This is a genomic window from Xylophilus sp. ASV27, from assembly GCF_016428875.1.
Classification (GTDB): Bacteria; Pseudomonadota; Gammaproteobacteria; order Burkholderiales; family Burkholderiaceae_C; genus Xylophilus.
On the sequence record NZ_JAELTO010000029.1, the window covers coordinates 13,659 to 35,056 of the forward strand.

Below are 21,398 nucleotides of genomic sequence, written 5' to 3' on the forward strand. Positions count from 1 at the left end.
ACGCCCGACATGGACCTGACAACCGGGGCCATCTCGGCCTGGTATTACCCGCGGACCCGCGGGCGGATACCCTGCCCGCCCCTACCCGCGCGTCAGTGCCGCGAACGCGCGCACGACCTCGGGCGGCGCCTGCACCAGCTCGATCAGCACGCCCTCGCCGGCCATCGGGAACTCGTCGCTCGCCTTCGGATGCAGGAAGCAGATGTCGAAGCCCGCCGCGCCCTTGCGGATGCCGCCGGGCGCAAGGCGCACGCCCTGCGCGGCGAGCCATTCGACGGCCTGGGGCAGATCGTCGATCCACAGGCCGACGTGGTTCAGCGGCGTGGCGTGGACGGCCGGCTTCCTGTCCGGATCGAGCGGCTGCATCAGATCGACCTCGACCCGCAGCGGGCCGCTGCCGATGCCGCAGATGTCCTCGTCCACGTTCTCGCTGGCGCTGCGGAAGCTGCCGGTGAGTTCCAGGCCCAGCATGTCGACCCAGAGCTTGCGCAGGCGCAGTTTGTCCGCCCCCCCGATGGCGATCTGCTGCACGCCCAGCACCCGGAAGGGTCTTGGCTTGCCGCTCAAGCTGCGCTCGCCCACGTTTCGCGCTGCTTCAGGCCGGGCTTGCGGGGATGCAAGCGCAGCGGCCCGGGCAAGAGGCTGGAGTCGGGGGCAAGGATGCTCATGGATTCGATTCCGGCGTGTCAGGCGCGCGGGTAGAGCAGCATCTGCGTGCAGCGGAACAGCACCAGGGTCTTGCCCGTTTCGCGGTGCGTGATGGTGGCATCCCACACCTGGGTGCTGCCGCCCAGGTGCACCGGGCGCGCCACGCATTGCACGCTACCTTCGCGGGCGGTGGACAGGTGGTTGGACTTGAGTTCGATGGTGGTGAACCCCTGCGCGCCGTCGGGCAGGTGCACGCGGCAGCCGTAGCCGCAGGTGGTGTCGGCCAGCGTCACCAGGCTGCCGGCATGCAGGAAGCCGTTGGGCGCCATCAGGTGCGGCTCGACGCTCATCCCGGTGCGGATCTCGCCCCGCTGCACCGACAGCACCTGGATGCCCAGGTGCCCAGGCAGCATGCCCTGGCCGGCGCGGTTCAGGGCCTCGACGGTGTTGCGCTCCTCGGTCATCGCGCTGCTCCAGCGTGCCGGCGGCTTCGGGCAGCGCGCGCGCCCGCTCGATGGGCGCGCCCTCGCACTGCGATGGGATGGGGTCGTGGTTCGACGCGCATGGGGCTCCTTTGTTGACGGCTCAGGCGAATTCGAGAATCACCTGGTCCACGGCCAGCGATTCTCCCTTGCTGGCGACCACCTTGCCCACCACGCCGTCCTGCGCGGCGCACAGCACGTTCTCCATCTTCATCGCCTCGACCACCGCCAGCTTCTCGCCGGCGCGGACCTGCTGGCCGGGCTGCACCGCCAGGTCCACCAGCAGGCCGGGCATGGGCGAGAGCAGGAACTTGCCCAGGTCCGGGGGCGCCTTGCACGGCATCCACTGGTGCAGCCGCGCGGCCAGCGGCGACAGCACCATGGCGTCGATCCGGGCGCCCTGGTGCTGGATGCGCAGGACCAGCGGATTGTTCGGCGTGCCGCGCTCGATCTGCGCGACGAAGGGCCTGTCGTTGCAGAGGCCCCGCACCCGCAACTGGCCCGAGCCGGAGTCGCTATCTATTTTGTAGCTGGAAGCCAAGATACTGACTAGGCTTGAGCCACTCATTCCTTGAAAATCGGTCACCGACACGGGCGTGTAGCTGCGCTGGCCCGCGGCGCCCAGCGTGAGCACCACCCACTGCTTGCCGGCCTTCAGGCCCTGCCCCGCCCGTGGCGTGCCGATGCGGTGGTGCATCCAGGCGGCCAGCGCCACGAGGAAGCCGGGGTCCTCGGGCGCCAGATCCTCGGCGCGGAAACCGTGGGGGTAGTGTTCGGCGATGAAGCCGGTGTGGAAGTCGCCGGCGGCGAACTTCGGGTGCGCCAGCAGCGCGGCCTGGAACCCGATGATGCTGCTGATGCCACGGACCACGAAGCCATCGAGCGCCTCGCGCATCCTGGCGATGGCGTCGGCCCTGTCGGTGCCGTGCACGACGAGCTTGGCGATCATCGAGTCGTAGCACGCCGGGATCTCGCCGCCCTCGTGCACGCCGGTGTCCACCCGTGTGCCGTACCCGCGCCCGGCATCGGCCGCGCACAGGGTCTGCTCCGGCGGCTGGAAGCGCGCCAGCCGGCCGGCGCTGGGCATGAAGTTGCGCAACGGGTCTTCGGCATTGATGCGGCATTCGATGGCCCAGCCCTCGCGCCGGACCTGGTCCTGCGTCAGCGGCAGCGGCTCGCCGGCGGCCACGCGGATCATCAGCTCCACCAGGTCCAGGCCGGTGATGCACTCGGTCACCGGGTGCTCCACCTGCAGCCGCGTGTTCATCTCCAGGAAGTAGAAGCGCTGGTCCTTGCCGAGCACGAACTCCACCGTGCCCACGCTCTGGTAGCGCACCGCCTTGGCCAGCGCCACCGCCTGCTCGCCCATGGCCCGGCGCGTGGCCTCGCCGATGGAGGGCGAGGGCGCCTCCTCGATCAGCTTCTGGTGGCGGCGCTGGATGGAACACTCGCGCTCGTTCAGGTGGATCACGTTGCCGTGCGCGTCGCCCAGCACCTGGATCTCGATGTGGCGCGGCTCCTCGACGAACTTCTCGATGAACACGCGCTCGTCGCCGAAGCTGTTGCGCGCCTCGCTGCGGCAACGGGTGAAGCCGTCGAAAGCCTCCTCGTCGTTGAACGCCACCCGCAGGCCCTTGCCGCCGCCGCCGGCGCTGGCCTTGATCATCACCGGGTAGCCGATGTCGCGGGCGATCTGCACCGCCTGCTCGGCCGATGCGATGGCGTCGGCCCAGCCCGCTATGGTGTGGACGCCGGCCTGGCGCGCGAGCTTCTTCGCGGCGATCTTGTCGCCCATGGCCGCGATCGACGGGTGCCTGGGCCCGATGAAGACGATGCCCTCTTCGTCGAGCCTGCGCGCGAAGGCTTCGCTCTCCGACAGGAAGCCATAGCCCGGATGCACCGCCTGTGCGCCGGTCTGCCGGCAGGCCGCGACGATGCGCTCGACCTGCAGATAGCTCTCGCGGCTGGGCGCCGCGCCGACATGCACCGCCTCGTCGGCCAGCGCGACGTGGCGGGCCTGGCGGTCGGCATCGGAATAGACGGCGACGGTGGCAATGCCCATCTTCCTGGCCGTCTGGATGATGCGGCAGGCGATTTCGCCGCGGTTGGCGATGAGAATTTTTTCAAACATGACCTTTGGCCTCGATTCACGTGGGCCGCGAACCCGCACTACCGCGCAACGTGGGACCCCGCAAAGCCGAGATGCTCCGGCCGCATCGATGCGGTGCGCGGCAAGCCGGCGCAGGCTCCCACGCCAGAGCCTCCACGGCCAGCGCCGAGCCGGTGACGTCCCTTGTCACAGCGGAATGTTTCCGTGCTTGCGCCACGGGTTCTCCAGCTTCTTCTCGCGCAGCATCACCAGCGAACGGCAGATGCGCCTGCGTGTTTCGTGCGGCAGGATCACGTCGTCGATGAAGCCGCGTGCGCTCGCCACGAACGGGTTGGCGAAGCGTTGCGTGTAATCGGCCTCGCGGGCGGCCAGTTTCGCGGGGTCGTGCTTGTCCTCGCGGAAGATGATCTCCACCGCGCCCTTGGCGCCCATGACCGCGATCTCGGCGCTGGGCCAGGCCAGGTTGACGTCGCCGCGCAGGTGCTTGCTGCTCATCACGTCGTAGGCGCCGCCGTAGGCCTTGCGCGTGATGACGGTGACCTTGGGCACCGTGCATTCGGCGTAGGCGTACAGCAGCTTGGCGCCGTGCTTGATGATGCCGCCGTGCTCCTGGCTGGTGCCGGGCATGAAGCCGGGCACGTCGACGAAGGTCACGAGCGGGATGTTGAACGCATCGCAGAAGCGCACGAAGCGCGCGGCCTTGATGCTGCTCTTGATGTCCAGGCAGCCGGCCAGCACCAGCGGCTGGTTGGCGACGATGCCCACGCTCTGCCCGGCCATGCGCGCGAAGCCGATGACGATGTTGCCGGCGTAGTCGGGCTGCAGCTCGAAGAAGTCGCCCTCGTCCACCACCTTGGTGATCAGCTCCTGCATGTCGTAGGGCTGATGGGGGAGCTCCGGCACCAGGGTGTCGAGCGACGGTTCGGCGCGCTCGGCAGGGTCGCCGCCGGGGCGCAGCGGCGGCTTCTCGCGGTTGTTCTGCGGCAGGTAGTCGTGGAAGCGGCGCAGCATCAGCAGCGCCTGGACGTCGTCCTCGAACGCCCGGTCGGCCACGCCGCTGCGCGTGGTGTGGGTGATGGCGCCGCCGAGCTCCTCGGCGCTCACGCTTTCGTGCGTGACGGTCTTCACCACCTCGGGGCCGGTGACGAACATGTAGCTGCTGTCCTTCACCATGAAGATGAAGTCGGTGATGGCCGGCGAGTACACCGCGCCGCCCGCGCAGGGGCCCATGACCATGCTGATCTGCGGCACCACCCCCGAGGCCATCACGTTGCGCTGGAACACGTCGGCATAGCCGCCGAGCGAGGCCACGCCTTCCTGAATGCGCGCGCCGCCCGAGTCGTTCAGGCCGATGATGGGCGCGCCGACCTGCATGGCCTGCTCCATCACCTTGCAGATCTTGCCGGCGTGGGTCTCGCTCAAGGCGCCGCCGAAGACGGTGAAGTCCTGGCTGTAGACGAACACCAGGCGCCCGTTGATCGTGCCGTGGCCGGTGACCACGCCGTCGCCCGGGATCTTCTGCTCCTGCATGCCGAAGTCGGTGCAGCGGTGCTCGACGAACATGCCCCACTCCTCGAAGCTGCCCTCGTCCAGCAGCAGTTCGATGCGCTCGCGCGCGGTGAGCTTGCCCTTGGCGTGCTGCGCGGCGATGCGCCGCTCGCCGCCGCCCTGGCGCGCCTGCTCGCGCTTGCGCGCCAGTTGTTCGAGGATGTCTCGCATGGGGAAGGATCTCCGTGGTGGCGGTGCGGCCTTGCTATTCATTCAATAGCACAATACCCAGATGCAACCTGGGATTCGAGCATTTTTCTTGCTGAAAATGGCCAAGGGCGGCTCACAGGATGTCGAAGCCGCGCCCCTCGGGCAGCCGGTAGCGGGAGAAGCCGCGCACATCCACGGTGAAGATCTGCGTCACGCCCGACTCGCAGGCCAGCCAGTACAGCGAGGCATCGGCCAGGTCCATTTCCGCGCGCGGCTGCCGGGCGTACTGCGCCATCCATCCGCACATCTCGGGCAGGTCGGCGGCGTCGAAGGGATAGACCAGGACGGCGCCCGCGGCGATCCACTGCAACAGCGCCAGGCGGTGGCGCGGCCCGAGCAGATGGCCGGCTTCCGTCACGCAGGGCCAGGTGGTGTGCAGTTGCACCGGCACCTCCGGCTCCAGGATGAGCTGCCGGAAATGTCCATGGAAGCGGTCGCCCGCATGGAACAGCGCCACCAGCGGGCCGGCGTCGAGCAGGCAGACCTTCAATCGGGCTTCCCGGGCCGGGCCGCGCGCTGCGCCAGATGCGCCGCGTACTCGTCCTGCTGCTGCGCGTAGCTCTCGCGCAGGCTCTGGCGCAGGGCCGATCGGTGGGGCGGCAGGTCTTCGTCAGGCGCGCCCTCGCCCACCGCTTGGTGCGCAGCCTTTTCCATGACCTGGTGGTAGAGCGCCGCCGGATTCTTGCGGCCCAGGGCGCGCTCCACCGCCTCCACGATGAACTGCGACTTGGTCACGCCCTGCCGGCGGGCGGCCAGCTCCAGCTCCTTTTCCAGCAAGGGGTCCATCCGCACCGATACCGCCATGATGCGTCTCCGTTGAATTACGGTATTACTGTATCAATTTGGCATATGGCCGGTGTTCGACGGCTGGCGGATCCGCTCCAGGGAGTTCCGGGATGCAGGTTGCGACTCGGCCTTTTGCTACACTATTTATAGCTAATAGCCCAGAATCTACCTGGGCTTCAGGCACTTTCCTTCAAGAAATCGTCAACGCGCCGGCGTCGAGCGGCCACTTCGGGCCGCGCACCTTGCGGTAGCGCAGGGTGCGGAGGTCCAGCGTCACGGAGCCGGGCGCGCCGGCATAGATCACCTGCCGGGCCACCTGGGAGAACGAGTCGTAGAAGTGCTGTGACGACTTCACCACGACGATCTTGCGCGCCGCCAGATCGCAGCCCAGTTGCGTGAAAAGGTCGGTTCCCATGGCCTGGTTGCGCAGCGTGACCAGCACGATCCCGATGCCGCCGGCCTCGACCAGCGCGCAGTCGCCCATGGGCACGGGCGTGTTCGCCAGGCCGGTCATCACCAGGTCGTGCCGGAGCGCCTTCACCGTGCATTCGAGGTCGAGCGGATCGCCCGAGAGCGGGCTGATCTTTCCGCCGATGCGCATGGGCAGCCTCGCGCCCACGCCGGCGTCGAAGGCGATGCGCACCGCGACCGGGTCCCACATCGGGCCGAGCGCCGCATTGCCGATGCCGCGCTCGAGCATGCGGCGCAGGATGAAGGTGGAGTCGCTCGCCGAGCCGCCGCCGGGGTTGTCGGCCGCGTCGGCCAGCACCACCGGGCCGCCGTCGAAGGCCAGCGCCTCGTCGAGGGCGGCGTCGATGCCGGGGTAGCGCACCGTGAGGCCCTCGCGCAGGCCGATCAGCTCATCGGCCAGTTGGCGCGCGAGCGCCTGGGCCTGCGCGGCGTCGCCATCGGTATAGACCAGCACCTTGGTGCCCATGTCGGCCACGTCGCCCCACGGGAAGCCGTGCGCGATCGAGATCGACAGCACGCCGTCGCGGCCTTCGAGCGACTGGATGCGGTCGACAAAACCGCGCCCCGGTTCGCGCGAGGTATGGACGGTGACGATCATCTCGCAGTCCACCACGGCGGCCGCCGGCCTGACGCGGCCCTCGACCATCGCGGCGCACAGGTCGACCAGTTCCAGGCCGCGCTCCAGCACGTCGGTGTGCGGGTACTCCTTGCAGGCGACCATCAGGTCGGCAAGGGCCACCATGTCCGGCGTCAGGTGGCAGTGGGGGTCGAGTTCCACGCCGATCACCACGTCCGCGCCGGTGATGCCGCGCACGCGCGCCAGCAGGTCGCCTTCGCAGTCGTCATAGCCGTCGGCCACCATCGCACCGTGCAGGCCGAGCAGCACCATGTCCACCGGCAGCGCGGCGCGCAGGTCGGCCAGCAGTTCTTCGCGCAGCGTCTCGTAGGCATGGCGCGTGGTGGCGCCGCCGGGCTGCGCGCCGGCCACCACGCCCTCGAACAATTGCCAGCCGCGCTCGGCCCCCCGCAGGCGCGCGGCCCACAACGGACCGGCATAGAGGGTCATCCGGTCGGGGTGCTGCCCGGCCGGGTAGTAGCCGAACTCCCTGAACGAAGACAGGCCCGTCGGCATCGGGGCAAAGGTGTTGGTTTCGACCGCCAGGGTGGCGCTGAAGACTCGCATGGATCGCCCTAATTGAACTTGAAGATGAACTCCTGCGTGGCCAGGATTTCGGCATCGCCCGTGGTCTGGCATTCGTAGCGCATCACCGCCGCGCGCACCGCCGCCTGGTAGACGCGCGGCCCCGAGACGAAGCGCACGTCCGTCACGTGGTTGCCCTTGATGCGCACCTCGACCACGACCACGCCGCTGATGCCTTCGTCCAGCGCCTTGCGCGGCATTTCGGGACGCACCTGCTTCGGGCAGGCCACCGCAATGTCGGTGGAAGCCGCCCGCTGCGGCGCGGGCGGCGTGGGCGGGGCCGCGGGCGCCGGTGGCGCCGCGGGCGGCGGCGCCACCGGCTCGGTGCTCTGCACCGCCGTGATCGCAGGCGCCGTGCTCTCGGGCGGTGCCACCGCGGGCGGCGGCACGTAGGCCGGGCGTGGCGGCGGCGGTGTCCGGGGCGCCTCCTGCCGGACGATTTTCTTCGGCGGCGGCGGCGGTGGAGGGGGCGGCGGCGGCAGCTTGACCTCGGTGATGATGGTGGCATCCATCGGCTTCCTGGTCAGCTCGATCGTCTGGCGTGCCAGGCCCGACACCAGCGCATACCCGATCAGGACGTGGAACAGCACCATCAGCCCGATGCCGACCGGGCCGAAGCGGGACTTGGGGTCGAAATCCTTGGAGCGGCTCATGGTACGAACTGCTCCGAACCCACGATGCCCAGCTTGTTCAGGCCCGCGCGCTGCGCCGAGGCCATGACACCGGCCACGATGTCGTACCTGGCGCGCTTGTCGGGCCGCAGATGCACCTCGGGCTGCACCGCCTGCCTGGCAAGCTGCTCGAAGCGCCGTTCGACTTCCGGCAGATCGGCCACCGGTTCGCCGTTCCACAGCATGGTGCTGCGCTCATCGACGTCGATGCGCAGCACCTCGGGCTTGATGTCGCTCGGCGGCGGGTTGCCGTGGGGCATGTTCAGGTTGACCGCGTGCAGCTGGATCGGAATGGTGATGATCAGCATGATCAGCAGCACCAGCATCACGTCGATCAGCGGCGTGGTGTTGATGTCCATCATCGGCTCGTCGGGCGGCGCGCTGGCGCGGCGCCCCTGCTTTTGTTTTCGCATCGCTGTTTCTTTCAGTTGGCCATGGCGCGGCGCGAAGCCTGGGGGTGTTTCACAACCGCGCGGGCGGCTCGGTGATGAAGCCCACCTTGACGATGCCCGCGGCCTGGCAGGCATAGATGATCCGGCCCACCGGCTCGTAGTCGGACTGCCAGTCGCCGCGGATGTGCACCTCGGGCTGCGGCGTCTGGGCGGCCACCTTCCTGAGCCGGTCCACGAGGCTGCTCACATCGCGCACGGGAGTGTCGTACCAGTAGATGCGGCCCGCCGCATCGACCGACAGCACCAGCGTCTCCGGCTTGCTTTCCCGCACCTCGTTGCGCTGCTTGGGCACTTGCACCGGGACCGAGTAATTGACGACCGGAATGGTGATGAGGAAGATGATCAGCAGCACCAGCATCACATCCACCAGGGGCGTGGTGTTGATGGCGGCGATGGCCTGGTCCTCTTCACCCCCGGCCGATGGAATGTTCATTGCCATGGTGCGCCTTGGGCAGTGTGCGGTGGCAAGGGACTCAGGCCGTGGCGCTGCCGGCCAGGATCACCGAGTGCAGCTCGCCGCTGAACTCGCGCACGTCGTCCATCACGGCGACGTTGCGGCGCAGAAGCCAGTTGTAGCCCAGCACCGCCGGCACCGCCACGGCCAGGCCGATGGCGGTCATGATCAGCGCCTCGCCCACCGGGCCTGCCACCTTGTCGATGGATGCCTGGCCGGCCACGCCGATGGCGGTGAGCGCATGGTAGATGCCCCATACCGTGCCGAACAGCCCGACGAACGGCGAGGTGGAGCCCACCGTGGCCAGCAGCGACATGCCGTTGCTCAGGCGCCGCTGCACGCGCTCGGTGGCCCGGTGGATGCAAAGGTCCACGAAGTCGGCAAAGTCCACCTTGCCGCGCAGGCCGACGTGCTTCTCCGTGGCGTGCACGCCGGCATCGGCGATGAAGCGGAAGGGGCTGCCTTCGGCCAGCTTCGCCGTGCCGGCCTGGACACTGCTGGCGCTCCAGAACGCATCGTCCACCTGCCTGGCCTGCCGGCCCATGCGGCTCTGCTCGAGCAGCTTGATGACGATGACGTACCAGCTGGACATCGACATGATCACCAGGATGGCGAGCACCGCCTTGGTCACCGCATCGCTCTGCGCCCAGAGCGCGCCGATGCCGTAGGGGCTGTCGGCATTGGCGCTCGCATGCTGCGCCGGTGCCGGCGCGTCCGCGGGTGCCGCTGCAGCCGTGCCCACGGTGGCCGGCGCCGCGTCGTTCCGGGCGTGGGCCGCGGGCAGTGCCCCCAGCAGGCATACCGCCAGGATTGCCGCAGCGGCCGGCGCCAGCAGTCTTGCGAAAAGCGTTTTCATCATGGGTTTCTCCGGGGAAATGAAAAGATGCATCAGGCGCCGTCGAGTTGGGCCATCACCAGGTCGACCTCTTCGGCCACGCGCTTGACGAAGGGCGGCAACAGCACCAGGGTCATGTGCTCGGCACCCTCCACCGGGGTCAGGCGGCTGCGCGTGGACAGCGCCGCATGCGACCGCTGGTACTCGGGCCAGCGCCTCTGCACTTCGGCGCCCGCCTCGGCGCCGGGCGGCATCTGCTGCATGACGGTTGCCGACAGCACCGCGAGCGGACGCACGCCCAGGTCGGGCGAGGCGCCGGCCTGCCGGGCCACGAGCGGAAGGCCCACGTGCTCCTTCAGGATCGTGTCGACGGTTTGCGGCGTGTAGGTCGCGGACATTTGCCGCAGCACATGGGGCATGTCGGCAAACAGCGCCTGAACCGGCGCGAACTCCGGCGGCGGCGGGCCGCCCGCCTGGAACTCGGCGCGCTTGGCGCGCTCGGGCGCCAGCGTTTCCGGCGGCAGGCCCTCGAACACCTCGAACTGCTCCGGGTGGCTGGCGTCGAGCATCACCACCCCGGCCACCTGCTCCGGGTACAGGCCGGTGTAGATGCGGTTGAGCAGACCGCCGAGCGAATGGCCGATCAGCACGATCGGGCCGCTCACACCGGCCGCGGCCAGCAGCGCATGCAGCCGCTGCGCGTTGCGCCTGCCGTCGAAGGGCGCGTCGTCGGCCTCGCTCCAGCCCATGCCGGCGCGGTCGTAGCTGATCACGGGGTACTTGGCCGACAGGGCCTGCTGCAGGCGCGCATAGATCGGCGAGGCGCAGCCGCCGCCGGCCTCGATCACCAGCGTAGGCTGCGTTGCGCTGGCCGGCGCGGGGCCGCTGCGCTGCAGGTGCATCCGGCGCCCGTCGATGGTGTACAGCTCGCCCGGTGCGGGCATGCCGCGCCCGTCCACCGAGGGCGGCAGGCGCGCCGCGCGCTTCGGTTCTTCCACGCGCGGCCAGTAGTCGAGATCGCGCACGCGGTACGGCAGATTGGCGAAGTCGGTGCTCAGCGCGCCCGGCGTCGATACGTACAGCACCGACCTGGCAATGGGGCCGAACTCCGCATGGAAGTGCTGCGCCGACTTCACCACGACCAGCTTCTTGGCCGCCAGGTCGATGCCCAGGCCGGTGAACAGGTCGGTGCCGATGACCTGGTTGCGCTTGCTGATGAGCACGATGTCCACGCCCTTGGCCGCCTGCACCCACACGCAGGGCCCCATGGGCGTGCGCACGCCCGAGAGCCCGCCCTGCGAATGCGCGTCCTGCACGGCCATGACGGTCACCTGCAGGTCGATCGGATCGCCCGAGGCCGGTCCGCACTTGCCGCCCAGCCGCAGCTCGAAGCTCGCGCCCACGCCCGCATCGCGGCACAGCTGCACCGCGCCCAGGTCCCAGACGCCGCCGAAGGCCACGTCGGCGATGCCGCGCTCGACGATCGCGCGCAGCACGAAGGTGCTGTCGCTGGTGGCGCCGCCACCCGGGTTGTCGGCGGTGTCGGCGATCACCACCGGGCCGCCCTGCGTGGCCATGGCCTGCTCCAGCGTCTCGTCGATCGAGAGCGAGGGCACGCCGGTCTGGTGGCGCAGGTCCCAGAACGCGCGGCCCAGTTCATCGGCGAGCTGCGCGGCGAGCGCGGGGTCGTTGTCGGTCACCACCCACAGCTTGGCGCCGGACTCCGGCACGTCGGCCCACGGAAAGCCGTGGCCCAGCGACACCGAGAGCACGCCGGGCAGCTTCTCGCAGGCTTCCATGCGGCGCACGAAGCCGGCCATCGGCTCGCGCGTGGTGTGCCACTTGCCGACCATGCGGCAGTCGTGCACGGCGGTGGTGGGCCGCACGCGGCCCTGCGCGGTGTCCACCACGATGCGCACCAGCTCGTGCAGGCGCTCCACCGCGTCGGTATGCGGATATTCCTTGTAGCTGATGATGACGTCCGCGCCGTTCAGCATCTTCCGAGTGAAATGGCAGTGCAGGTCGAGCGACACGCCGATGGCCACCTTCGGGCCGACCATGGCGCGCACGCGCGCGATCAGGTCGCCCTCGCAGTCGTCGTAGCCCTCGGCCACCATGGCGCCGTGCAGCACCAGAATCACGCCGTCCACCGGGCCTGCCTTGCGCAGGTCATCCAGGATCTCGTCGCGCAGGCTCTCATACACCGTGCGCACGGTGCGCCCCAGCGGCTGGGCAAAGGCCAGCAGGCCTTCGACCAGCTCGTGGCCTTCGGCGGCCAGTTGCCGACGCAGCTCCACCGCGAACATGCCGTAGCCGGCCGCGTCGCGCGTGCTGGAGTCGCCGCGGAAGATGCCGTATTCCTCGAAGCTGCCCATCCCGGTGGGGGCGGAGACGAAGGTGTTGGTCTCGGTGGCGAAGAGTGTGGTGAAGAACTTCATGCGCGCGGCTCCTGGCGGACGAGGTGGATGTTCCGTGTGCGCAGCGTGCTCAGCCGCAGTCCCGTGACCCGGCCGGCCTTGCGCTCCACGTTGAGGATCGACTTGCCCATCTGGCTCAGCACCGGATCGGTGGAGGTGAGCGTCATCACGTCGGGCGACAGCGGCTTGAGCACGCAGGCATGCTGCCCGTGGCGGCCGTGCACCGTGAGCAGCAGCGCTCCGTTGGCCAGCGTCAGCTGCGCGGTGGCGTCGAGGTCGGCGCTGGTGTAGTCGCCGCACAGTTTTTCGGCCAATGCCGCGGCATCGGGCGCGGGCGCGTGCAGGCGCTCGTAGCGGCGCGGCTCCCCGCCTTCGTACAGCACCAGCGTGTCGGGCGTGCGCTGCGGGTCGATGTCGCCAGCGTCGATCACGAGGTCGTTGACCGGCAGGTCCTGCAGGCCCAGCCACAGCCTGCCCTCGCCCTGGTGCATCGGTGTCGCGGCGCCGGCCTGCCACGACATGGCCAGCTTGCCCGCGACGTCGGCAAAGCCGATCAGGCCGCCGTTGGCCGGCGCGTGGTAGTGATGGCCGAGCAGCGTGGGGAAGGCGCTGGCCAGCGGGCGCACTTCAGGCGGCGCGAGCGCGTCGCCCAGCAGCAGCTCGACCACCTTGAGGGCCAGCGGCGATGGCGATACCGGGGCGCCGTTGACCATGACGATGATGTCCAGCCCGTGCGCCGGCACGCTGAGCATCTGCGACTGTGCGCCGAGCACGGCGCCCGCGTGGTGGATGATCTCCACGCCGCGGTACGGATGGCGCGCCAGTCCGAAGCCGTAGCTCACCTTCGAACCCGAGCGCAGCGTGGTGGGCTCGGACAGCAGGGCCCAGCTCTTGGCACTGCCCACGATCTTCTCGCTGCTGCGCATGTGCGCGAGCCAGCGCAGCATGTCGTCCACCGTCGAGACCAGCGAGCCACCCCCGTCGAGCTCGCACGGGTACAGGCCGCGCTGCCATCCACCGCCGGGCGCGGGCATGTAGAGGCCGGCCAGGCCGGGGACCACGTCGAGGTCGGTCGCAACCGAAGCGGTGTCGGGCATGCCCAGCGGCCCGAACAGGCGCGCCTTGAGGAAGTCGTTGAAGCTCTGCCCGCTCACGCGCTCGATGATCTTCGCCAGCAGGTGGTAGCCGCCGTTGCTGTATTTCATCTGCGTGCCGGGCTCGAAATTGAGCTCGCGCTGGCGCACCATGGCGGGCAACCCCGGGCCCGGGCGCGTGAACGTGAGGCCATGCGCGATGGCCCACAGCTCGTCATGGGCGCGCCAGCCGCTGGTGTGGTTCAGCAGGTGGCGCAGCGTGGGGCCTTCGGCGCTCAGTTGCGGCATTTCGGGCAGGTGCTTGTGCACCGCGTCGTCCACGTCGAGCAGGCCGTCCTCGGCCAGCAGCAGCACCGCCATCGCCGTGAAGTGCTTGCTGGTGGAGGCGATGCGCATGCGCGTGGTGGGCGTGTTGGCCACGCCCATCTCCAGGCTGGCCATGCCGACGGCGCGCCGGTACAGCAGGCGGCCGTTGCGCGCAATGCCCATGACCAGGCCCGGCGCGTCGCTGCGGTTGAGCGGGGCGATCAGTGCGTCGATGGCGGCCAGCGCGGACGCCTCGGCGGCGGCAGGCGAAGAGGAGGTGTCAGGCACGAAAGGCGGTGGTTGTTGTGACATGGAAGGACAACGAAGGGGTGGGAGAGAAGCGGAGGAAGGCCATCAGGTCGGCCGCGCCGCGCGCATCAGGCGCACGAATGGGCCTTCGGTGGCGCGCAGCACCATGGCGCCCATGACGCCGCCGATCAGCGTGGTGGCGACGATGGCCACCGCCAGTCCGTTGGGCACCGACTTGAGCGCATCCGACAACATGCCGACCACCAGCGGCCCCAGCACGCCGAAAGGCAGGCCGCCCACGGAGAGCATCGCAATGGTGCGGGCGCGCAGGTGCGGCGGCGCCGCGTCCTGCAGCACGTTGGGCAGCAGCACCGCTCCGCTGATGAGCGGCACGACCAGCAGCGCCAGCAATGTGAATGCGTCGGTCGCCGAACGCGTGAAGAGCAGCAGCGACGACAGCAGCGCGGCCGTGAGGTTGCCCAGCATGATGATGCGCAGCGCGGCGGCCGGCCCCATGCGGGGCTGCACGTAGCGCATTGCCATCACGCCCAGCAGGCCGCCGATCACCGTGCCGCTGAGAAAGGCAATGCCCATGCCCTGCCCCATCTGCGTCGGCGTGATGCCGTATTCGCGCGCCGCCATGATCGGCAGCCAGGTGCCGATCGAGCTCATGCCGATGCTTGCCAGACCGGCGCCGATCACCAGGCCGGCAAAGGTTCGCCAGTGCTGGCGCAGGTGGTCGCGGAAGCTGACGGTGCTGACCGCATCGTCCACATCGGCTGGATGCGCGGCGCTGGCGGCGGGGGCGGCATCGTGCGGCATCGAAGTCGCCGGAGCCACCGCGTCCGGTTGCGCGCCGCCGCGCCGGGTGCGGCGGATCGACAGCACCAGCAGCGCCACCGGGATGCCGGCGGAGGCCATCACGAAGAAGGTCAGCCGCCACGCCTCCATGTGCTGCATCGACGCGGGCAGCAACGGCCGCAGGTCCTGCGTCAGGTGGATGACGGTGCCGCCCAGCAATGCGCCCAGCGCGCTGCCGAAGATGGCCGACAGCGCGAACACCGCATTGGCCAGCACCCGCTGCGCGCGCGGAAACAGGTCGGGGATCATGCTGTTGGTGATGGGCGTCAGGCCCGCCTCACCCACACCCAGGCCGATGGAGGCGATGAACAGCACGCCGTAGTCCATGGCGGTGCCGCGCATGGCGGTGGCGGCGCTCCACAGCACCACGCACGCGGCCAGCACAACGCGCCGGTCGTAGCGGTCGCTGAGCCAGCCCAGCGGGAGCGTGGCGATGCCGGTGAACAGCACAATGCCCGCACCCTGCAGCAGCCCCAATTGCGTGTCGGAGAGCGACAGCGTGATGCGCATCGGCTCGGTCAGCAGCGTGAGGATGACCTTGTCGATCGACCCCAGCACCGTTGCGATGACCAGCACCACCAGCGCATACCAGGCGCTGGTCGGCGCCTTGCGTGTCGCAGCGGGCGCGGCCGCGCTCGTCGTATCCGGCGGCACCGCGGCCGCCAGTGGCGTAAGGCTCGACATCTCAGAATGGAACGTTGACGCTCACGCCGATGGTGCGCGAGGGCGCCAGCGCCGCCTGCACCAGATTCGGGTTCGCTGCCCGGCCCGTGTCGATCGACAGGATGCCGCGTTTGTCGGTCAGGTTGCGCACGTAGGCCGAGACGGTGAAGCGCTGGAAGTCGATGCCGGCCTGCAGGTCGATCAGCGTGAACGCCGGCATCGGGATGCTCGGAATGCTCGAGCTGCCGGGGTAGCCCGCGTCGCGCTTGCCGGTGTAGCGTGCGCTGACGCCGAAATAGGCCGGGTGATCAGCGATGCTGAAGTTGCGCATCGCGCCCAGCGTGGTCGCAAAGCGCGGCGTCTGGGGCAGCCGGGTGCCCGCCTTGGCGTCCAGGCCCTTGGCATCCTCGGTCAGGGTCGCGTCGATGAAGGCGCCGTTGGCGCTCAAGCGCCAGTCCTTGGCGGGCTTCCAGTTGAGCGTGAGTTCCGCGCCCCTGACGCGGGCGCCGCCCGCGTTGGTGACGAAGACGAAGCCGCCGCTGCGCGTGGGCTGCTGGACGTCGCGCCACTCGATGTCGTAGAGCGCGGTCTCCAGCGACAGCGTGCGGTTGAGCAGGTCGGCCTTGTAGCCGAGTTCGTAGCTCCAGAGCGAGTCGGACTTGTACATCGGCTGCACGATGTTGCGATCGGTGTCGGCCTTCAGCACGTTGGGCCCGCCGGGACGGTAGCCGCTTGCCGCGCGAAAGTACGCGGTGCTGGTCTCCGACAGCGTGTACTTGGCCGCGGCAAGGTAGGTGGTGGGGCTTTCCGACGAGGTGCCGGCGGCGCTGGCGTCGACCGGGCCGACGAGCGTGCCGGACTGGTTGCTGCCGTAGCGCTGGCTGTTATGCGCCACCCGGATGCCGCCGGTGAACGACAGCGCGGGCGTCACGTTCCAGGTGACGTCGCCATAGAGGGCTTCTTCGCGGTAGCGCGAGGACTGCGTCGACGTCAGGAAGCTCTTGTTGCCCAGGCCCCCGTTCAGGTTCGCACTGATATTGCCCTCATTGCTGCCGCGTTCGCGGTTCAGGTAGATGCCTGCCAGCCACTCGATGGCGGTGCCCGAGCGCGAGGTCAGGCGGAACTCCTGGCTGATGCGGTGCTGCCCGACTTCACTGGCGAGCGGCACCGAGGCCACCGGCAGTCCCATCGCGGTCACCACCGGCCCGTAAAGCGGTGTGAGGTCGACCGAGTTGGTGATCTTCACGTCCTGCGCGGAGGTGATCGAGTTCAGGCGCGCCCAGCCGAAGTCGTACTCCACGTCAGCGCCGAACAACTGCGTGCTGTTGCTGTAGGGCTCGCGGGAAGACAGTTGGCGTGTGCGGTCGAGTTCCCAAGGGCGCAGGGTCCGCTTGTCGATATCTTCGAAGCCCAGGCCCTTTCGCTTGACGTCCTGCATGGTGCCGGTGAGGCGCACCGTGAGTTCCTTCGTGGGCGTCACCAGCAGCGAGAGCCGGGCGCCGTCGGTGTGCCCACGGTCGACGTTGCGGCCCGCTACCGGGCCGACGGCGTCATAGCTGCCGCCGACCCTGTCGGTGAAGGCGGCGATGCGCACGGCCGCGACGTCTTCCTTGAGTGGCACGTTGAGCACCGCGCTCGTCGTGAAGCCGGGACCGCCGCCCTGCGTCCATGAGGTGCCGAGCTTCACCGAACCGGAAAACTCCATCGTGTCGGGCTGGTTGGTCACGTACTTGAGCACGCCGCTCATGGCGCCGGCTCCGTACAGCGTGCCCTGCGGGCCGCGCAGCACCTCGATGTGGTGCAGGTCGAGCATGCCCATGTCCAGCGGCGTGAAGCCGGCAAGCGCGCCGGACGAACTCAGCCCCGTGGCCACGTCGTCCACATACACGCCGACGGTGGCAATGCCCTGCACCGGGCCGGTGGTGAGCCCGCGCATGGTGAGGATGCCGCCCACGCTGCCGCTGCTCGTCATGGTCACGCCCGGCTGCTCGGCCACGTAGTCGGCCAGATTCTTGGCGCCGGCGCGCTCCAGCGACTCGGCCTTCATCACGTTGACCTGCATCGGGATCTCCCGCACCGGCTCGCGGCGGCGGGTGGCCGTGACGGTGACGCTGTCGAGTGCCTGCGGCCGCGTCTCGAGCGGCGTCTCCGCACTGGCCGCTGGCGCCGCGGCGTAGATCACGATCGCGCCGTCGTCGCCACGGCGCGTGAGCAGCGCCGTTCCCTCGAGCAGACGCGCCAGCGCGTCCTGCGGCGAGAGCTCGCCTTTCACGCCGCGTGTGGCCACGCCGTTGACGTCATCGACCTTGTAGAGCAGTTGCACGCCCCCCTGCGCGGTGTAGGCCTCGAGTGCGGTCTTCAGGTCGCCGCCCCTGACATCGAAGCCATGCGGCGCCGGGACCTGGCCCTGCGCCTGGGCCTGCACCGACAGCCCTCCCACGAGAGCCCAGGTACCGCCTACGAGCCAGGGACGAAGGGTCCTCCAGTTGCGCTTGCTCATGGACAGTGGACGGGGGCTTGGCACGGCTCTATGCATAGTTGTCTTCCAGTGTGGTTTATTGTTCGGATACCCACTGAGACGAACGCCCCGTCACGTTCCGGTAACACGCCTATTTCGAAATCAGTATTTCTTTTCCGCTCTCCTGCACCGCCAGACCGAAGCCCTGTTTGAGCAAGGCGACGAATCCACTCATGTTGTTGGCTTCGAAGCTGCCGCCGATGCGAATGCGCGCGACGGCCGGATCGGCAATCACCAACTGCCGGGTGTTGTAGCGGTTGAACTGGGCGGCCGCTTCGCCCAGCGTTGTCTGGTCGAAGACCAGCCTGCCGCGCCGCCAGCTCAGCTCGTCCTCGACCTGCTTCGGGACTTTCGAGATCACCAGCAGGTTGCCCGCGCTGGCCACCGCCGCCTGGTTGCGCGTGAGCACGGTGGGCTCGCTGGCCTTGCCGGACTTGTCGTTCTGCAATGCCGCGATCTGCACGCGCCCCTCCTCCACCGTCACGCTGACGTGGTCGCCCTGGCGCCGAACCAGGAAGCGCGTGCCCAACACGGTGATACGGTGCTCGCCCGCGGTCACGACGAAGGGGCGCTTCTCGTCATGCGCGATGTCGAAGAAGGCCTCGCCATCGTCGAGCCAGACCTTGCGTCCGCTCCCGGTCACCGAGGCGCGCAAGTGCGTGGCGGTATTGAGCGTGACCACCGAACCATCCGGCAGCGCGACCGATTGGCGGGCTCCGACGGCCGTGGCATACAGCTCGCTCTGCGGCCCCTGCGCATACTGCCAACCCAGCCAGCCGCAGCCGGCGGCCGCGAGCAGCACCCCGGCGGCAATGCGCTGCATGGAAAAGCGCGGCAGCCAGGTCGCCGCTGTCTTGCGCGGTGCAGGCTCGGCGGCCGGCGATGCCGCCTGTGCCGCCTGTGCCGCCTGTGCAGCTTGTGCCGCAGGCGCGCGCAGAGCGCTCAGCCGGTCGGCGCGTTGCCAGACGCTGGAGAGCCGCAGCCAGGCCACGCGGTGCGCGAGCGACTCCGCGATCCAGGCATCGAGCGCCTGTTGGTCGCCATCGGTCCAGGCGCCGCTGTCCTGGCGCGCCAGCCAATCGGCGGCAGTGGCTTCAATGAGTTCGGCTTGCATCATGTCGAGAGTCTCTTGTCATTCTGTGCCCGGCCGAAGGCCTTGGTGTCCAGGCGCACGCCGCTGGAGACCATGGCGTCGGCCAGCGCCCGCACGCCGCGCGACACCTGCCGCTCGACCGTGTCTTCGGTGATGCCCAGTTGCGTGGCGACCTCGCGCTGCGAAAGGCCTTCGATCTTGCGCATCTCCACCACACGGCGGCACTTGGACGGCAGGGCATCGAGCGCGTTCTGCAGCAACCGCAGTTCGCCCCGGCCCGAGGCGTGGCGCTCCGGCGTGAGTTCGTCGGCGGAGAAATCGAGCGCGTCGAGGTCGGCAATGATCTCGATGGAAACGATCTGTGCCCGCCGCGCACGGTCGATCAGCAGGTTGCGTGCCGTGGTGAAGACGAAGGGCTTCACCAGATCGGGCACGCCTTTGGCGGCGGCCTCGTAGATGCGCATGTAGATGTCCTGGCGGAGGTCGGGAATTTCGGCGTCGTCGCGCCAGTTGCGGCGCAGAAAACGCGTGAGCGCGGCCTCCAGCGGCAGCACTTCCCTGACGAACCAGTTGTCCAAGTCACTGAGAACCAAAGAAGCGCTCCTGAAAGGCCTTGCAACAGGCCGGTGGATCACGGCTCGCCGGGATTGGCGACAGACATGGAGACGGATGGCCGGACGATTTCCGGTAACGCGGCATGAAAACAGCACGAGATCGCAGGGATGCACCGAAACAAGGCGCCCCGCTACCGGAAAGCCCGGCCGCGCTCGTCTAAGAAATCACAAGCGAACCCAATGCGCAGGAAACACCCCTACATGAATCCCACCGGGAGGCACAGCCCGAACCGCCCCATTGCAGCACGCCGGCGCATCACCATCAGCGCCGCCTGCCTCCTCATGGCAAGCCTGTCATACGCCGCCCCCCGAGACTTCGACGTGGGCGGCGGCGCGCTCAGGCCCGCACTCGACGCCTTCATCGCGCAGTCCGGCGTGCAGCTCATCTACAAAATGGAAGACGTCGAGGATCTGTCCACGCGAGGCGTCAAGGGCAGCATCGCCCCCGATGCCGCATTGGCCCGGCTGCTGGACGGCACCCGCCTGCGCATCCGCCGCGGACAGGACGGCGCCATCGTGCTCGTCGCACCCGCCGCGAACGCAGCAAGCGCGCCCGCTTCTGCCGGCAAGAAGCCATGAACTACGCGAATTGCTATACAAAAAATAGCTAGAAGCCTTGGAACTTCCTGTCTTCCAGCCACTTTTCACTCAAAACACCTGCCCTGTCAGCCATCCACCGCAGTGAAAGCCGGTTGCCGCGCCAGCGCCATCACCGCGTGCGGCGGCTGCGACTTCAGGCGATGGTCGCTCCAGACCCGGCGCCAGTGCCGGGCGCCCGGCAGGCCGTGGCGCAAGCCGAGCATGTGGCGCGCAATGGCGGGCCACGGCGTGCCGTCGCGCGCCGCCTCGCGCTCCATGTAGGCAACCATCGCCTCCTCCACCTCATCGCGCGTCGGCCCGCACGGCGCCGCGCCGTAGAAGTCCGCATCCCAGCCGGCCATCGACCAGGGGTTGTGGTAGGCCTCGCGGCCCACCATCACGCCATCGAGCACCGCCAGTTGTTCGGCAATCTGCGCGGAACCCGTGAAGCCACCATTGATCGCGATCACCAGTTGCGGGAAGTCGCGCTTGAGCCGGTGCACCAACTCGTAGCGCAGCGGCGGCACCTCGCGGTTCTCCTTCGGGCTCAGGCCCTGCAGCCAGGCATTGCGCGCATGGACGATGAAGACCCGGCAGCCCGCTTCGGACACGGTGCCGACAAAGTCACGCACGAAGTCATAGCTCTCCAGCTTGTCGATACCGATGCGGTGCTTGACGGTGACCGGCAGGTCCACCACGTCCGCCATGGCCTTCACGCAGTCGGCCACCAGTCGCGGCTCCTGCATCAGGCACGCGCCAAAGGCCCCGCGCTGCACCCGCTCGGACGGGCAGCCGCAGTTCAGGTTGATCTCGTCATAGCCCCACTCGGCCCCCAGCCGCGCCGCAAGCGCCAGATCCGCCGGCTCGCTGCCGCCCAGTTGCAGGGCCACCGGATGCTCCTCGGCATTGAAGCGCAGGTGCCGCGGCACGTCGCCATGCAGCAGCGCGCCGGTCGTCACCATCTCGGTGTAGAGCAGCGCATGGCGCGTCAGCAGCCGGTGAAGGTAGCGGCAATGGCGATCGGTCCAATCCAACATCGGCGCGACGGACAGGCGCCAGGGGCTGTGGCTGCTGGCTTTTTCTGGAGGATTGGGCATCTCGGGGCCGGCGCGGGTGAGTGCGATAAACCTCGTATT

19 protein-coding genes and 1 pseudogene are annotated in these 21,398 nt (G+C 68.9%); 1 reads left to right on the forward strand and 19 read right to left on the reverse strand.

The window, feature by feature from the left end; translation table 11 throughout:
* Positions 1–81: 81 nt before the first annotated feature.
* From JHD63_RS08430 to JHD63_RS08510, 18 genes and pseudogenes are all read right to left on the reverse strand, one after another.
* Complete coding sequence (locus JHD63_RS08430; protein ID WP_198970327.1) at positions 82–567, reverse strand: VOC family protein; 486 nt, start codon at positions 565–567, stop codon at positions 82–84.
* A gap of 119 nt (positions 568–686) precedes the next feature.
* On the reverse strand, positions 687–1,112 hold the full coding sequence (locus JHD63_RS08435; RefSeq protein ID WP_198970303.1) for a PaaI family thioesterase: 426 nt from the start codon (positions 1,110–1,112) through the stop codon (positions 687–689).
* Positions 1,113–1,233: 121 nt separating this feature from the next.
* Entirely contained in the window at positions 1,234–3,261 is a 2,028-nt protein-coding gene (locus tag JHD63_RS08440; RefSeq protein WP_198970304.1) for an acetyl-CoA carboxylase biotin carboxylase subunit, read from the reverse strand.
* 165 nt (positions 3,262–3,426) lie between these two features.
* Positions 3,427–4,959, reverse strand: coding sequence for an acyl-CoA carboxylase subunit beta (locus JHD63_RS08445; RefSeq protein WP_198970305.1), 1,533 nt, complete (start codon positions 4,957–4,959; stop codon positions 3,427–3,429).
* Between the two features lie 112 nt (positions 4,960–5,071).
* Entirely contained in the window at positions 5,072–5,488 is a 417-nt protein-coding gene (locus JHD63_RS08450; RefSeq protein ID WP_198970306.1) for a type II toxin-antitoxin system VapC family toxin, read from the reverse strand.
* A complete protein-coding gene (locus JHD63_RS08455; protein ID WP_198970307.1) occupies positions 5,485–5,802 on the reverse strand; it encodes a ribbon-helix-helix domain-containing protein in 318 nt (105 codons plus the stop codon). Before JHD63_RS08455 ends, JHD63_RS08450 begins: the two co-directional genes overlap by 4 nt.
* Positions 5,803–5,974: 172 nt before the next feature.
* Complete coding sequence (locus JHD63_RS08460) at positions 5,975–7,438, reverse strand: M81 family metallopeptidase (protein ID WP_198970308.1); 1,464 nt, start codon at positions 7,436–7,438, stop codon at positions 5,975–5,977.
* A gap of 8 nt (positions 7,439–7,446) precedes the next feature.
* Complete coding sequence (locus JHD63_RS08465; protein WP_198970309.1) at positions 7,447–8,109, reverse strand: energy transducer TonB; 663 nt, start codon at positions 8,107–8,109, stop codon at positions 7,447–7,449.
* Positions 8,106–8,540, reverse strand: coding sequence for an ExbD/TolR family protein (locus JHD63_RS08470; RefSeq protein WP_198970310.1), 435 nt, complete (start codon positions 8,538–8,540; stop codon positions 8,106–8,108). Before JHD63_RS08470 ends, JHD63_RS08465 begins: the two co-directional genes overlap by 4 nt.
* Before the next feature lie 49 nt (positions 8,541–8,589).
* The gene (locus JHD63_RS08475) at positions 8,590–9,018 is read right to left on the reverse strand and encodes an ExbD/TolR family protein (protein WP_198970311.1); all 429 of its coding nucleotides are present in this window, start codon (positions 9,016–9,018) and stop codon (positions 8,590–8,592) included.
* A gap of 34 nt (positions 9,019–9,052) precedes the next feature.
* Positions 9,053–9,892: a MotA/TolQ/ExbB proton channel family protein gene (locus JHD63_RS08480; RefSeq protein WP_198970312.1), complete on the reverse strand. Its 840-nt coding sequence runs from the start codon at positions 9,890–9,892 to the stop codon at positions 9,053–9,055.
* A gap of 29 nt (positions 9,893–9,921) precedes the next feature.
* Positions 9,922–10,812 (reverse strand): alpha/beta hydrolase, encoded by an 891-nt coding sequence (locus JHD63_RS23940; protein WP_370590430.1) that lies wholly within the window; start codon positions 10,810–10,812, stop codon positions 9,922–9,924.
* 57 nt (positions 10,813–10,869) lie between these two features.
* Positions 10,870–12,306: pseudogene (locus tag JHD63_RS23945) on the reverse strand (M81 family metallopeptidase); the annotation flags it as partial.
* Positions 12,303–13,973 carry a serine hydrolase domain-containing protein gene (locus JHD63_RS08490; protein WP_198970314.1) on the reverse strand — a complete coding sequence of 557 codons (1,671 nt, stop codon included), beginning with the start codon at positions 13,971–13,973 and terminating at the stop codon, positions 12,303–12,305. The gene JHD63_RS08490 and the pseudogene JHD63_RS23945, both read right to left, overlap by 4 nt.
* A 66-nt stretch (positions 13,974–14,039) precedes the next feature.
* Complete coding sequence (locus JHD63_RS08495; RefSeq protein WP_198970315.1) at positions 14,040–15,479, reverse strand: MFS transporter; 1,440 nt, start codon at positions 15,477–15,479, stop codon at positions 14,040–14,042.
* Position 15,480: 1 nt separating this feature from the next.
* Entirely contained in the window at positions 15,481–17,958 is a 2,478-nt protein-coding gene (locus JHD63_RS08500; protein WP_198970316.1) for a TonB-dependent receptor domain-containing protein, read from the reverse strand.
* A 109-nt stretch (positions 17,959–18,067) separates the two neighbouring features.
* The gene (locus JHD63_RS08505; protein ID WP_198970317.1) at positions 18,068–19,090 is read right to left on the reverse strand and encodes a FecR family protein; all 1,023 of its coding nucleotides are present in this window, start codon (positions 19,088–19,090) and stop codon (positions 18,068–18,070) included.
* The gene (locus JHD63_RS08510) at positions 19,090–19,662 is read right to left on the reverse strand and encodes an RNA polymerase sigma factor (RefSeq protein WP_198970318.1); all 573 of its coding nucleotides are present in this window, start codon (positions 19,660–19,662) and stop codon (positions 19,090–19,092) included. Before JHD63_RS08510 ends, JHD63_RS08505 begins: the two co-directional genes overlap by 1 nt.
* Before the next feature lie 222 nt (positions 19,663–19,884).
* Here JHD63_RS08510 and JHD63_RS08515 point away from each other — a divergent pair, with 222 nt between their 5' ends.
* Positions 19,885–20,262 (forward strand): STN domain-containing protein, encoded by a 378-nt coding sequence (locus JHD63_RS08515; protein ID WP_198970319.1) that lies wholly within the window; start codon positions 19,885–19,887, stop codon positions 20,260–20,262.
* Between the two features lie 86 nt (positions 20,263–20,348).
* Here the strand turns inward: JHD63_RS08515 and dusA are convergent, their stop codons facing one another.
* Positions 20,349–21,359, reverse strand: coding sequence for a tRNA dihydrouridine(20/20a) synthase DusA (dusA, locus tag JHD63_RS08520; protein ID WP_198970320.1), 1,011 nt, complete (start codon positions 21,357–21,359; stop codon positions 20,349–20,351).
* Positions 21,360–21,398: the final 39 nt, after the last annotated feature.